A 14,276-nucleotide genomic window follows, 5' to 3' on the forward strand; every position below is an offset into this window, starting at 1 on the left:
CACCCTGCATAACCTCAGGATCCCAGCACGGCGGCCAAAACCAGCGCATTCCCGCGCCGGAATCCCCCCCAATTATTCAGCAGTCTCCTAGCCGACTGACGGCGAGGACAGGTCTGCTCGTCCGACGGTGGGCCCCGCCGTTGGGAATCGTCGCGTTGCTGGCCGTGCTGGTAGCCGCGATGTCCGGGATCGGAAACGAGGCGGTCTATCGATCGTGGCAGCAGAGCTTCCCGTTCATGCTCAGTCGGGACGATGACGACATCCGCGCCACGGTGGCCGACCACGTCGGCGACGTCCTCGATGGCAGCTTGCCGCCCACCTGGGTCGACCCGGCGCTGAAGTATCCCGACGGCGGGCACGCTGCGCTGATGTCGTTGTCGGATGCACTGAGCGCCCTGGGTGAGGCGACCGACAGGGCGAGGTCGATCGACTTCGGGCCGTCGGGTGTGTTCGGCTGGGGGATCGAGATGCGGACCACGGTGTTCGTGATCGTGGTCTCCGTGGTGTCGCAAAGATCATCGGCCATTCGTCCACCGTTGTAGGCGCCGAACCACCGATATGGCCGCACCCGACCCGCGTCAGTCCGGGCAACGCACGGTGTATCGCCAGACTGTGCCGTCTTCGGGGCCAGTGACCGTGACGACCACTTCGGACTGCACGCCCGGCGGAACGACCACTCGGACGCTGCCGGTGCCCTCGTTGATGTTGTCGCCGACGTAACCGGTGTCCTGTATCAGGCGCCCCTGGTAGTACACCTGAATCCGGTCGGGCAGGTTGACGGTGTCGTAGTCGAGTGTGAACGCAGTCGGGCCGCTGCGGCCCAGCGTATGACGAGTCTCGGTGACGCCCTGGCCGCCGGACTCGGTCTGCTGGTTGCAGGGTTGCACTGGTGGTTTCGGGCCGAAAAGAAGGTCCAGGCTGCCGAAACCGAGACTCTCCAGACTGCCGGGGTCGAGACCTTCGAGGCTCCCGGAATCGAGGCTGCCGGAGCCTGTGCCGGGAGACTGCGGGGCTGCAGATGAGGTCCCGGCGCTCGATACAGCCAGCGCTCCGGCTGCGGCCACCGCAATGATGCAAGCGCGAAGGTATGTGCCGGCGATAGTCCGAGCGTGACGCTGGTTGTCGATGTGCTGTCTGTCCATGACAGGGCTCCCAAAGAAGACGGGGAACTGACGACTTCGACGATAGTGCGGACCGCGCCATGCGGGTATCAGGCAATTGTACTACTTCGATTACGGCGCAATGACTTTCGTTTTCCTTGCGAACCACGAGGGAGACGATCGAGGCCGTCGACTCCCTGAGAAACTCACATGGCATCCGGCCTGACCAACGCCAGACATGAAAGCGCCCCGCCAGACCAGTCGGGGGTTGGTCTGACGGGGCGCCGGGGTGGCTTCCCGACCGGTCCCGGTCGGGGGAGAGGGACCGGACTGAAAGCCTCAGCTTCAACGATAGTTGATTACCGATTAGCTATTCGCCGTCACCCTCCTCGCGGGCGCGCCGCTTGTCCGCATGCATCGACTTGATCCGTCGTTCTTCGCGACGAACCTCTTGCTGAGTAGCGCGCTCGGCGGCCAGCCAGTCCGGCATCTCGGCGAGCAGCTCATCGATCTGCGCGGTGGTGAGCGCTTCGGTGATGCCGCCGCGGACCAGGCCGGAGTTGGAGATCCCGAGTTTCGCGGCGACCAGATTCTTCGGATGCGGGCCGTCGGCGCGCAGCGTACGCAGCCACTGCGGCGGGTCGGACTGCATCTCGGCGAGTTCGGCTCGAGTGATGGGTCGCTCGCGGAACTCGGCCGGGGTCGCCGGCAGGTACACGTCCAGCTTCTTGGCGGCGGTGGCCGGTTTCATCGATTGCGAGCTCATCGGCCGAGGATATCGCGCGGTAGCCTCTGGTCGTGACCACACCCGACGCGACCACCAGCGACGACACCCCGGTGTTTCGGTTGGCGTTTGTCCCGGGGGTCACGCCGGGCAAGTGGGTGCGGATCTGGGAGCAACGACGACCCGATGTGCCGCTGGAACTGGTCGCCCTCGACGTCGCTGACTGTGCCGACGCCATCGGGCAGGGGCGGGTGCAGATGGCGATCACCCGCCTGCCCGAGGCGCTGCGGCATGGCGATGCGGGAACCCATCACACCATCGAGCTGTACGAGGAGACCACCGTCGTGGTGGTGCCGAAAGACCACGTCCTGACCGCCGGCGACGAGATGACCCTGGCCGACCTCGCCGACGAACAACTGCTGTGGCCGTCCGACGAACCGTTGACGGTGGCGCAGCGTCCGGGGACGGCAGTGAGCCATCGGCCGGAGACCACCGGTGATGCCATCGAACTCGTCGCCGCCGGGGTCGGTGTGCTGTTGGTGCCGCAGTCGTTGGCGCGTCTGCATCACCGCAAGGATCTCGTGTACCGCCCGGTGACCGACGCCCCCACCTCGACGGTGGGGCTGCTGTGGCCGCAACCGACCACCGAGCTCGCCGACGAATTCATTGGCATCGTGCGCGGGCGCAAGGCGACGTCGTCGCGAGGCCGCAGCGACGACGCGCCCAAACGGTCGGCCCGGGAGAAGGCGGCGGCCAAGCGGGCGGCACGCGAAGCGGCCGGCAAGATCCCCGGCAAGAGTGCTCGACGGTCGGGACGTTCCAAGCGTCGGTGACCGCGCAAGGGTGAGCTGTCGCAGCCACTCTGCAGAGGTGCTCGACCGGACCGACGTATATCGATCGGCCTACTTCACACCCGTCGGTGTCGGTGCCACCCTTGAGTGAGGCGTTGTTTCGCAAAAGCGAACAGCGCAAAGAGGTTTGAACGTCTAACAAAGAACTGACGCTCGGCCGATCGAGGAGGATCTCATGGCTCGCGTAGAAGGGTTCGAGCCTGCGCACAGCGGGCAGACGCCCACCGGTCCCTGCGGTGTGTGGGGCGACTCCGATACCGGCGCAGGGGTTCTGGGCACCAGCGGGGTTCTGCCGTCTGGAGTGCAGAACGCGCCGACGGGCAATGCCGGCGTCGAAGGGCACGGTGTCGACACGCTCGGGGTGTTCGGCCGCAGCCAGTTCGGGTCCGGCGTACTCGGTGTCACCTTCCAGCAGGATGTCGGATCGTCGTCTGGGGTGTTCGGTTCCAGCACCGCCGGCGGCAACGGGGTGACAGGTTTCGTCGGCAGCGCCACCGGTGTGCGCGGGTCGAGTGTGCGCGGTGGCGGCGTACACGGCAGTGGCGCCACCTACGGGGTACAGGGGGAGACCTTCGGCGGCTCCACCTCGATCGGCGTCGAAGGGCGCGGCAGCAACGGCGTCGGCGTGCGCGGCAAAAGTCAATCGAACAGCGGTGTCGTCGGGGTCACCACCGGATCGGGCTACGGCACCTTCGGCCTGCACTTCTCGCAAGACCCCGGCAGCGGTGTCTTCGGGAAAGCGTCCTCGGCGACGGCGTCGAAGGCCACAGCTACACCGGCTTCGGGGTGCGTGGCGAGGGTCGAGGGGGCGGGGTGCGCGGCGTGTCCACCTCCCGCGACCCGGCCGCCGGCGGCATCGTCGGCGAGAACCCATCCGGTTTCGCCGGGGTCTTCCTCGGCCGTGTCCGCGTCACCGGCTTCCTCGCCAAAGCCGGTGGCGGATTCGAGATCGACCATCCGAACGATCCGACCAACAAGTACCTGCGTCACTCGTTTGTCGAGAGTCCCGACATGCTCAACGTGTACAGCGGCACCGTCAGCACCGACGAGAACGGCCAGGCCGACGTGCGGCTGCCGGACTACTTCGACGCCCTGAACCAGGATGTCCGCTACCAGTTGACCGTCATTGGGGAGTTCGCGCAGGCGATCGTGGCGCGCGAGGTCGCCGACAACACGTTCACCGTCAAGACCGACCGGTCCAAGGTGAGAGTGTGCTGGCAGGTCACCGGAACCCGCAAGGACCCGTGGGCGGCCGCCAATCGGCTCGTCGTCGAGGACGACAAGCCCGCCGAGGAAAAGGGACGCTACCTGCACCCCGGGGCGTGGGGACAACCCGAACAGACGCCGACGGACCGGGAACCGAACCGCACCAACCGTCAGCGGCAACTGACTCAGCTGATGCCCGAGCAGCTCAAGGATCGCGTCGCACCCGCACTGCGCGAGGCCGATTACCTCGACCGGGATGCGTTGCAGCGCTTGGTGACCGAGATGCTGGATCAGGTGCACCCCCAGGGAGCCGACGAGCGGGAGCGGGTGGTCGGTGGCCGGGTCGAGGAGGAATTGCGGCGGTTCCACGAGGACGCCGGGCTGAGTACGCCACGGGAATCCGGCGCCTGACCATTCGTTGCCGATCGCTCTGGGTGCAGGCCCGACGAGTGAAGTAGTCGCCTACGCTATCCCGCCGATCCGCGGCGGATCACGCTAGGACCGTGGCGGTCTCGTCACCGAAGCCGGCTCGAGAGGATTCCGATGAACAGCCAACACGGTTCGCCACAGCCCATCCGAAACGAGTCGGCGGATTCACAGCCCGCCGCGCGCGGGGAGGTGACCGGTCTACCCACCGATCTACCGCCAGGCAATTGCGTCGCCTTGATCGACGGCGGACGTCAGGTAGCGATCGCTGCCGGCACTGAGCTGACTGTGTACGACTTGTCGCCCGATGACGACAGCACGCTCGCCGCGCAGCGCTGCCGACACATAGACGAGCTGCCCGGTGAGGTGACCGCCATCGCGGAGGGCGCGCTCGGTCTGATCGTTGCGGTGCGAAGCGACTGCGACGAAGACCGCATTCTGCATGTTGACCGGGAAAGTGACCCGGTCGTCATCCATGAGTCCCCAGACCAGATCACATCTCTCGCGGCATCTGGTGGCGACGCCTACGCGGTGACCGACGGTCCGATGCCGTCCGTCGTCCGGGTGTCGGTGCGGCAGCGCGTCGCCGTCGATCGAACAAACTTGATGCACAGTGATATCCGGGTGGAAGCGCGAGACAACGGCGGGCTGCTGATGGTCGACCGTCGCGACGGGACGACCCGGATGCTGACGCCTGATCTACGAGAAGAACACCCGGCCGCCGCAGACACGCCGTCGACCTACGCATGCTACGAGCGATCGACCAAGTCCCACTGCGGTTGTCGACCACCGCGGGAACCCGGGTGTCGCTGCCGCGATCCGCAGGACCAACCATCCGATGACATTCCCGGCCGTCTCACCCGAAATCCCGACGATGGCGCGGGTACATCCGTGGCGGTTCCGACCCCTGACGGCGGAGCGGTCGTCGGCCGCGGCGATCGCGTCGAGCATCAACCCCCGGGAGGGTCGCGGCTGGGTCCGTGCGGCCGCAGCCTGTTTTACAGTGTGGACACCCTGCGCAGGGTGGGCGCCTACTATCTCGCCTCCGATGCGGGTGGCCGCACGATGACGCTGTTGAGTGCCGACATGAACATCGTCGACGAATGGTTCGCCGGCCGGCGCGGGAATGTGGTGCTCACCGCACCGAGTACGACCCGCATGCTGACCCTTCGCGGCGGCACGCAATGGACCTGGGCCGACGCACATCTGGTGGCGACGGAGTTGCGGCCCGATCTGGAGCGGCATGTGATCGACGCCGTGACGTCGAAGGTTTTCTACGGCCGCGCAAACTACGTCATGTCTTACGGGCAGCCGACGACCCCAACAAAAATCAAGGCGCTCCTGCTACCGGTGATCGAGGGCGACCAGACCTACAGTTCACCCAACCTCGACGGTTTCGCCGCCTTCATCAGCCGGACCGTCACGCCGCTGGTACGCGACTACTACGACGAAAACTCATACGGCCAACTCAAGGACGTCAGCATCGACGTCTTCGGCGCGGGGGTGGGACCGACGGGCGGGCCGTTGCGGTTGCCGCGTCATCGGGTGGCCGACTACTTTTTCCCGCAGTACGACCCCGCTCGTATCGAACTGAAGCGGTCGGGCCTGTCCGGCGGCGACACGGTCAGCCTCGACGGCCGGGAAAGCCTGGTGATCCAGGCCAAACCCCTCACCGGTGGGCCGGGCGCGAAATCGCTCACGCTGAAATTCTTCGCGGTCGGCTTTCGCCGCGACGAGGACCTGTTTCCCGTGCAGATCCGGTTCACCGGCACCGAAAGGCTCACGCTGGCCACCACCGTGCCCGACGGTTCCACGAAATCGATCCTGCTGACCTTCCCGGCCAAGACGATCGACATCGCCGACGACTCGCAGGTCACCGCGAAATTGACCGAGCTCGCCGGCTACCTCGATTCGGTGATGGCGTCGGCGGAGACGGCGGCCGGCCTCGGATCCCGTGTGTTCGCGGCGCCGTCAGTGGCACGCATCCGAGCCATCGGTAAGCAGTTCGGATCGCTGGTGGTGACCATCGCGGGAAAGTCCACCGTTGGTGGCAAACTCGCGGTCACCTCGACGTCGTCGACGGGTGTCGGGGTCGACCCGATCGGGCTGACCGCACCGCTGCGTGGCCATGTCCCCGTTGCCAGCACTGCTTTGCTGCAGCGTTACCTCGACGTCGTGTCGCTGCTCGCGCAGGAGGCGGCCGGCGCCGGCTTCAACGACCGGTACCTCAACGCGCCGACGGCCACCTTCGCCGGCGGGACGCTCACCACCCGGATTCCCATCGCCGACCGCTACGGCGGCCCCGGCGCGACGGTGGGCGTGACGTCGAGCTCGGCGCTCGAAAGACAAGGCCCCACTCGTGAAGGCCGCATGGCCGGCCGACCCGGCGATCAGAGCGGTCACCGTGAGCGTGCCGACATACACACCGTCGGCGGCGACCTCGCCATGTAGCGAGCTCAACCAGTTGCGCATCGCTGCCATGGCCGGGCCGGGTCCGCTCAGTCCGGGTTGCGGGAAGGCGGCCGAGGCCCCGTGTGCGACCAGGATGGCGCCGTCGCCGCGCGCCCGCATGGCGGGCATCAGCAACCGCACGAGCTCGACCGGCGTGCGAACGTACAGCGACAGCATCCGCTCGAGCGCGCTGTGATCGAGGTCCATGGCGGGCGCGAGCGGCTCGGTGGTGATCGGCGCGTACTCCATGATGTCGATCGGCCCGAGGTCGGATTCGATCGACGCCACGAGGGACATCGCCGATGTGTCCGTCAGGTCGGCGACATAGGCGCGCGCCTCGATGTTCTCGGACGCCAGGTCGGCGGCCATCTGCGCCAACGGTTCCGCACGACGAGCCACGAGGGCCACCCGGTTGCCCTCGCGGCCGAAACGACGGGCCACCGCCGCGCCCAGTCCGGTACCGGCGCCGAAGACGGCGATCGTTTTTCCAGAGTCAGTGTGCATTTCGTGTATCTCCTTGTCGCTCATGGTGTTCCTTCCGTCCGCTCATGCCAGCCACGCCCAACCCACCAGCAGGCCAATCGCGGCCAGCGCAAGATTGATCGGGATCTGGCGGCGCGCGGTGATTCCCAGCGGCCAATGTGCGACGGCCGCGCCGACCTGGAATGCGGCCAGTCCGAATGCGGCCGCCACTCCGAGCCAATCGGGCAGGCCCGTCAGACCGGGAAGGACGATGCCGAATGCGCCGATGAGCGCAATGACACCCACGGCGCGAACTTGCCATGCGGGTGCCTGGTGCACCCACGCCATCGCGGCCGGAATCCGCGGAATCGGCACCAGGACCTTCATCATTCCCGCGGTGAGGTGCACCGCGAACAGCACCCACGCCCCGACCCAGGCGAGGTCGTCGATCGACATGAGGTTCCTCTCGGTAAATTGAGATAAGGTTCAAGTTAAGACACTAAGCCTAAATTGAGAGGACTGTCAACTTGTCTGCGCGACCCCTGCGCGCCGATGCACGCGCGAATGTCAGCCGACTGACCGAGGCGGCCCTGGACTGCTTCCGCGACGAAGGACTGGGAGCACCGCTGGACCGGATCGCGAAAGCGGCCGGAGTCAGTCAAGGCACCCTGTACAACCGGTTCGGTGGGCGCGACGGCCTGATCGACGCCGTGCTTCCCCACCTGCTGGCCGACGGTTTGGATACGTTGGAGGCCGAGCTGCGCGAGGTGGCCGATCCGGGTGAACGACTGGCCATCTACGTGCGTGGGCTGGTCGAAATGCAAGGCCGCGACACGGCTCTGGGCGACGTTGTCTCCGGTCGCTATTCGTCGTCTGCCGAGGTCGCGGCGGCATGCACGCGCACGCTCGCCACCGCCACCGAAATCATCGCCGACGGTGTGGCATCCGGAACACTCGTCGCCGACCTCACCGCCGACGATATCCAGGCGTTGCTCATCTCCACCGGCGCCGTCCGAGCCCACGCGCAAGACCCGGCGGACGCCGAACGCCGAGCCCAGCGCGTGACCGAACTCTTCCTGCGGTCATCGCGACAAGCCGACTGAGGTGAACGTCGCGGAAAACAGCACGTTCAACTCACTCGGACCCGGGGCGACATCGGGTGGAACCGGATGGCCGTCCAATGCGTCTGAACTGCATGGGAATACCACCGGAACTTCGGAAGCTGGCACTCGAGCGTGACGGCATCATCACCGCTGCGCAGGCGCGTAAGTACAAGGTGAGTCGCGGGGCCGTGCAGCGACGGATCGCGGCGGGCGACTGGGTGGATGAGGGGCACCGGATCTACCGGCTCGTCGACCATCCGGCGACCGCGCGCACCCGTACGCGAATCGCCACGTTGTCGGTCTCGCCGAGTGCCGTGCTCGGTGGCGTGATGGCCGCCTGGTGGCATGGCGTCATCAGCAAGCGCCCGACGTCGGCGACGGTGACAGCGCCGATGGGGTGGCTCGGGTCGTCGGTCGCCAGGGTGACGGTGGTGCGGCGTCCGCTGCTCGACGTCGACGTCGTGGAGCGAGACGGGTTGCGGGTCACCGCACTTCCGCTGACGGTGCTCGAGGCGGCGGTCGAGGGCGGCATGGACGTGGTCGATCGGGCGCTGCAGAAGCATCTCGTGACCGTCGACGACATGATGTCCACCTACCAACGGCACGCCGCCGGCAAGAACGCCGCGCAGATGGCCCGCATTCTCGAGCTCCTCGGCCCCAATGCTCACTCCGAAGCGGAACGGTTGGCGGTCGCCGTGTTCACCGAGCACGAGATCGTCGGCTGGGAAGCGAACTACCCGGCGGCAGGGTATGAACTCGACTTCGCATTCCCCGCGCAGAAGGTGGCGGTCGAGATCGACGGAATGGCCTACCACTCCGATTCTGATGCCTTTCAGCGCGACCGTCGACGACGCAACGCACTGATCAACGCCGGCTGGACGGTGCTGAACTTTACCTGGTCGGACCTGCTGGAGCGGCCGGGTTACGTTGCCGCGCAGATCCGGTACGCGCTCGCGCACGCGGCGGCGTGACGTGGCCGTGCCGAGTGAGGAGAACGTTCCGGTTTCCAGCACGTTCACCTCAGTCGAACAGCGCCACAGCGGTCGAGTGAGTAGAACGTCACGGAAACCGCGACGTTCTACTCACTCCGCTGGGCCACGCGCGTGGTGTGGTCCTCTGCCACCCTGGCATGCTCGATGTCGGTCCGGGCGGCCGACCGGCGGGCGCTGGTCGGCGGCTCACCCGAACCCGGGGTGAACTCCGCCAGCCATCCGAACAGCGGCCGGGCTGCGGTCGAGGGTTTCGCCGGGATCAGGTCGAGTGAGCCCGTGATCGGTGGAAGCTCCTCGGGGAACAGCGGTTTGCTGATGACGTGGCCGTCGTCGAGGGGTGTGGCTGTTCGCCATTCGCCACCAATGTGAACCAACGCGATCAGGTGGCCATGATCGGTCACCGCGGCACCCACTTCGATGTCGAGGGTTGCGGCAAGCGCGAGGAGGACGCATTCGAACTCGCGAGGTGTCGCGCGTCCGGCCTTCAGGACAGCCGCGGCCGGGCGGGGTGCGTCGGCGGCCGACGCGTCGATGTGAAGCAGCTCCTCCAGGGCGGCCCGAAGGTTGACGATGCGGGTTTCGTCGTCGTCGGCGTCACCGCTCAATGCCTCGGCGATGGGCAGCAACTGCGGTTCCGGGGTGGTCTGGGGCAACAGATCAGACAGCAGGCGTCTGCGTTTGCCCTGAGCCGTGCCGCGACGACGACCCGGTGACGTGACCACCGCGGTCGGCGGCGACAACTCACCGATCAGCTTGCGAGCGTCATCGACGGCCGACGACGCATCGACGGCACCGGTCTCCGGCAGGTCGACCACCGCGTTCTGATAGGCGACATCACCGCGACGTGAGAACAGGATCACGTCGGCGGCGAGCACGGTGGCTCGGCTGGTGTGCGGCACCGGCAGTTCGACGTTCCGCGGAACGGTGTGGGTGCGCACCGTGGCGCGGGCCGCCCCGTCGTTGCCGACAACCACAAGGGTGGAATCGGGTGGGGAGGCGTCGAGCGGGAGGTCGGTGCCGTCGGCGGGTCCGAGCGCCAGATGTGCCCGACTCCCGACGAGGTTGTCGAAGTCGTTGCGGGGGAGTTCGACTCCGCGGGGAGGCGAGTTGATCCCGTTCGGGTCGGTGAAGTCGGCGCTTCGGGCTCGGTGCCACAGCAGCGGCACCCGCTTGCGTCGGGCGTCGTCGTCTTGGAGCTGTTCGAGGAACCACAGCAGCCGCCCACTGCCGCGCTGCGGATGAGGTGTGAGGTGCCACCAGGTCAGCCGGCGGGCGAGGTCGCAGGCCACTACCGGCTGCCACGAGCCGATGCCGATATGGCCCAGTGCGGCGATCCAGCCGAGGTAGCGCGGCAGCGCGTCGATTGCGCGGATGAGTTCCGAGCGTGACATCGCGCCGGACACCCGCAGACGATCCGGGCTGTTCAACGCCGCCACGGCGGCGGCCGCGCAGAACTGGCTGCCGAAGTCGATGTCGAGCCGACGGTTCAACGTCGGGGCCGTCGCCAGGGTGTCGTCGACCCATTGCCCGTACGGTTTGGGATTGACCGGCCAATCACGCAGTGCCGGGACACTGTTCGCGATTGCCGCGAGGACGAGGTGTTCGGCTTCGGTGGCGTCGGTGGGGGTGGGCAGCGCGGCGAGGCGGGAGTGTAGATTGCTCGCCGCGTCGACCCCCACCATCAGGCGGGTGGTGAGCGCGCCGAGATCGGTCACGGTGAGGGTGTCGTCGGAGTCCTCGACCAACCGGTGGGTGACGAGGTGGTCAAGCACGTCCTTGAGGTCGCGGCGTTTGCTGTTCTGGGCGTAGGCGAAGGTGCCCTCGTACCAGAGTTGTGCGTCAGCGCGACGGGTGATGCTGCCGAGCAGGATCTCGGCGAGCACGGCGTCGGCGAGTTTGTCGTTGAGTCGGCTGTCCACCCGATAGCCGGCGACAAGTCTGCTGCGCCAAGCGAGTTCCTCGCTGTGCGGCACCATGATGAATCCGAAGCCCTCGGCTTCGTGTCCGGCGCGCCCGGCGCGGCCGAGCATCTGCTGGGCCTGACTGGTCTCGAGCTCGTTGATGCCGAGTGTCAAGTCGCGGATGATGACCGTGCGGGCCGGCGTGTTCACCCCCGTCGAAAGGCCGGAGGTCGCGACCAGCGTGTCGATCTGGCGCGCGTTGAAAGCGGCCAGCGCCCGTTGGGCTTTCGGTGCGTCCCGAAAATGGATGCCGACACCTTTGGCGAAGGCCTGCTCCACCAGGGTGTCGTCTTCGACGCCGCGGTAACGCACGCCGCCCAGTTGGCCCGCGGTGCGTCGGACCGCATTCTTGCTGCCGCAGAAGATCAGCGCGCTGCCCGATGTACCGGCGTCGTCTTCGGACAGCTCATGCACCAGGTCGGTCAGGGCCTCGTCCTTGGCGTCCTCGTCGGCCCACGGTTTGCCCGAGGGCGAGTCGTAGGCGACGAACTGCGTGATGAGGCGAGTGGGTCGCCACTCCACCGTGATGAGTTGGGCGTTGAACCACGCGGCGAGTTCTTCGGCATTGCCCGCCGTGGCCGACAGCGCGACGATCCGCGTCCGGTCGGCCGACGCCCGCAGACGTGCGAGCAGTGACTCCAGGGTGGCGCCGCGCTCATGATCGCCCACCAGGTGCACCTCATCGACGATCAGGCAGCCGACGCTGTCCAGGAACGATCGCAACGACGAACGGCGATAAAGGGATTCGAATTTCTCGGTGGTTGCCACCCACAGTTGCGCGGTGCGGATGCGGTCGCTGGACATGTTGGTCTCGCCGGTCAGCTCGATCGACGCGATGCCGTGTTCACGCCACCGGGCAGCGGTCGCGGCCACCTCGGCGGCCAGGGCCCGCGCCGGCAACAGCCACACCGCCGGCCGGTTCTCCAACAGGATCGACCGCAGCGCGGCCACCTCGCCGATCAACGTCTTGCCCGAACTCGTCGGCGCCACCACCATCACATGCCCAGAGGTGTTCAGCACCGCGGGAACAGATTTCGACTGCAGCGGATTGAGCTGATCGAATCGATCCAGGTAGGGCTGCAGGGGCGGGGGAATCAGGTCGGCGGTGGGAGTCCAGGTCTCCTCGCCGCCGGTCACTCGGTCCTGGCCGTCGCGCATCAGGTCGAAACCGGCGACGAACGCATCGACCAGCCGGGACGCGGAGTGCACGGTCCCGGAGTTCTCGTCGGCCGCTAGCGCCGTGCGGGTGAAGTTCGTCGACGGGTTGAGGACGCGGTCGTCGGCGAGCACGACCTTCTCGTGCAGGTTACGCACGGTCACCACCCGAACACCCACGTCACGTAGACGACGCACCGCGGCATCGTTGGACGCCTCGGGGCGGGTGAACACGATGACGTCGACGTGTCGTCGGTGCGCGGCGATCGTGTCGTCGAGCAGGGTGGCGGCTTGCGGCGAGGCATCCCACTGCGGGACCTTGATCCACAGGCGATGCTCGGCAGCGCCGACGAAGGACCGGAGGGTGCGGTAGCTGACCAACAACGCCTCCTGTGTCGACTCCATGTCTCATTGAAGTGCGGGTGCGGGTGGGAATGCAAAAGTGGTGGTGGGTTGGAGGCGAGTGCGGTGAACGTCGCGGTTTCCGGCACGTTCACCTCAGCCGGGTCGGGGTGGCAGCGGAATCGTGACGCACGCCGATATGCCGTGTTGTGACATGGGCAGTGGCTTTTTGTGCCGGATTGTGGGCGTTTCCCGGCAATCGCGGCATCGGTTCGCCGGGTGCTGCTTAGCTGGGCCGGGCGGACCGTGACACTCGGTCGGGTGTTCGCCGGCGGTACCGCTCGTTCGATCTCAAGGAGACGCTCTAGATTATGTGCACGCGCGTGATGTGGCCAGATGCCAACGGATCGGTCATCGTCGGCCGGAACATGGACTTCCACCAGGACCTGCACACCAACCTGTGGAAACTTCCCCGCGGCATCAAGCGCGACGATCGGGTCGCCGGAAAACTGCAGTGGACCGCGAAGTACGGGAGCCTCATCGCCGGTGTGTACGACCTGCTGTCCACCGACGGCCTCAACGAACGCGGACTGGGTGGCCACATCCTGTGGCTGGCGGAGTCGGACTACGGCACCCCCGACGACTCGAAACCGCAGCTGGCGATGTCGGTGTGGCTGCAGTACTACCTCGACAACTTCGAGACCGTCGCCGAAGCCGTGGCGTGGACAGAGTCGGCGCAGCCGCAGATCGTCCCGATCGCCGATCCGACGGGCCACAGCAATCCTGCTCTGCACCTCGCGATCGAGGACGCCAGCGGCGACTCTGCCATCTTCGAGTACATCGACGGTGAGCTGCAGATCTATCACAGCCGCGATCACCTGGTGATGACCAATTCGCCGAGCTACGACCAGCAACTCGAACTGGTCAAGAAGTACGAAGGGTTGGGCGGCGACGACCCGCTGCCCGGCACGTGCCTGGCCACCGACCGCTTCGCCCGCGCGCTCTACTACGTCGGTGTGCAACCGGAGCCGACTTCGCACCTGCAGGCGACGGCGGCGATGATGAGCATCATCCGCAATTGTGCCCAGCCGTTCCGCAATCCCGAGCCAGGCAAACCCGATGCGTCGCAAACGCTCTGGCAGGTCGTCCTCGACCTGACCAACCTGCGCTACACCTTCGAATCCACCACCCGACCCAACACGGTGTGGGTGGATCTCCACGACCTCGACTTCTCCGAAGGGTCCGGCGAGACCAAGCTGGACCTGATCGGCAAGCTCGCGCTCGACGGTGGCATCGCCGGTGAGGTGCACAAGGACTTCGCCAAGCACCACAGGTTCCATATCGTCTCGATCGAGCAGGCCAAGCTCATCGGTGAGCTGGTGCAGAAGGCGAGCGCCGACATCAAGCACATCACGAAGCCGGTCGAGGAGTACGAGAACAAGATCCAGGATCTGGTCACCGAGAAGCTCGCGTCGTTCGTGAACGCGGAGTAGGGCGCAGCGG

General features: G+C 66.7%; 11 protein-coding genes and 1 pseudogene. 7 read left to right on the top strand and 5 right to left on the bottom strand.

Translation table 11 applies throughout. The features are described 5' to 3' along the window. The first annotated feature begins 140 nt into the window (after positions 1-140). Positions 141-542, top strand: coding sequence for a hypothetical protein (locus ACIGKQ_RS13760; protein WP_396574062.1), 402 nt, complete (start codon positions 141-143; stop codon positions 540-542). A 36-nt stretch (positions 543-578) separates the two neighbouring features. On the opposite strand, the gene ACIGKQ_RS13765 is transcribed toward ACIGKQ_RS13760, so the two are convergent. Then, on the bottom strand, positions 579-1,142 hold the full coding sequence (locus ACIGKQ_RS13765) for a hypothetical protein (RefSeq protein WP_396574064.1): 564 nt from the start codon (positions 1,140-1,142) through the stop codon (positions 579-581). 328 nt (positions 1,143-1,470) lie between these two features. After that, on the bottom strand, positions 1,471-1,851 hold the full coding sequence (locus ACIGKQ_RS13770) for a DUF5997 family protein (protein WP_396574174.1): 381 nt from the start codon (positions 1,849-1,851) through the stop codon (positions 1,471-1,473). 41 nt (positions 1,852-1,892) lie between these two features. Between ACIGKQ_RS13770 and ACIGKQ_RS13775 the strand changes: the two genes are divergently transcribed. The 3 genes from ACIGKQ_RS13775 (at position 1,893) to ACIGKQ_RS13785 (ending at position 6,758) form a co-directional block, all read left to right on the top strand. Next, positions 1,893-2,657 (top strand): LysR family substrate-binding domain-containing protein, encoded by a 765-nt coding sequence (locus ACIGKQ_RS13775; RefSeq protein WP_396574176.1) that lies wholly within the window; start codon positions 1,893-1,895, stop codon positions 2,655-2,657. An 840-nt stretch (positions 2,658-3,497) separates the two neighbouring features. Further along, positions 3,498-4,292, top strand: coding sequence for a hypothetical protein (locus ACIGKQ_RS13780; protein WP_396574066.1), 795 nt, complete (start codon positions 3,498-3,500; stop codon positions 4,290-4,292). A gap of 132 nt (positions 4,293-4,424) precedes the next feature. Beyond that, positions 4,425-6,758 carry a hypothetical protein gene (locus tag ACIGKQ_RS13785; protein WP_396574068.1) on the top strand — a complete coding sequence of 778 codons (2,334 nt, stop codon included), beginning with the start codon at positions 4,425-4,427 and terminating at the stop codon, positions 6,756-6,758. Positions 6,759-6,773: 15 nt separating this feature from the next. Here the strand turns inward: ACIGKQ_RS13785 and ACIGKQ_RS13790 are convergent. Continuing rightward, positions 6,774-7,286, bottom strand: a pseudogene (locus ACIGKQ_RS13790) (SDR family NAD(P)-dependent oxidoreductase); the annotation flags it as partial. 18 nt (positions 7,287-7,304) lie between these two features. After that, on the bottom strand, positions 7,305-7,676 hold the full coding sequence (locus tag ACIGKQ_RS13795) for a DoxX family protein (protein ID WP_396574069.1): 372 nt from the start codon (positions 7,674-7,676) through the stop codon (positions 7,305-7,307). Between the two features lie 71 nt (positions 7,677-7,747). Between ACIGKQ_RS13795 and ACIGKQ_RS13800 the strand changes: the two genes are divergently transcribed. Both ACIGKQ_RS13800 and ACIGKQ_RS13805 read left to right on the top strand, forming a co-directional pair. Next, a complete protein-coding gene (locus tag ACIGKQ_RS13800; protein ID WP_396574070.1) occupies positions 7,748-8,323 on the top strand; it encodes a TetR/AcrR family transcriptional regulator in 576 nt (191 codons plus the stop codon). 92 nt (positions 8,324-8,415) lie between these two features. Next, the gene (locus ACIGKQ_RS13805; protein ID WP_396574072.1) at positions 8,416-9,294 is read left to right on the top strand and encodes a DUF559 domain-containing protein; all 879 of its coding nucleotides are present in this window, start codon (positions 8,416-8,418) and stop codon (positions 9,292-9,294) included. Positions 9,295-9,401: 107 nt separating this feature from the next. Here ACIGKQ_RS13805 and ACIGKQ_RS13810 read toward each other — a convergent pair whose 3' ends face one another. Continuing rightward, positions 9,402-12,836 carry a DEAD/DEAH box helicase gene (locus ACIGKQ_RS13810; protein ID WP_396574074.1) on the bottom strand — a complete coding sequence of 1,145 codons (3,435 nt, stop codon included), beginning with the start codon at positions 12,834-12,836 and terminating at the stop codon, positions 9,402-9,404. Positions 12,837-13,144: 308 nt separating this feature from the next. Between ACIGKQ_RS13810 and ACIGKQ_RS13815 the strand changes: the two genes are divergently transcribed. Further along, on the top strand, positions 13,145-14,266 hold the full coding sequence (locus tag ACIGKQ_RS13815) for a linear amide C-N hydrolase (protein WP_396574076.1): 1,122 nt from the start codon (positions 13,145-13,147) through the stop codon (positions 14,264-14,266). Positions 14,267-14,276: the final 10 nt, after the last annotated feature.

Origin of the sequence: Gordonia sp. NPDC062954, assembly GCF_044543825.1 — a bacterium.
Taxonomy (GTDB): Bacteria; Actinomycetota; Actinomycetes; order Mycobacteriales; family Mycobacteriaceae; genus Gordonia; species Gordonia tangerina.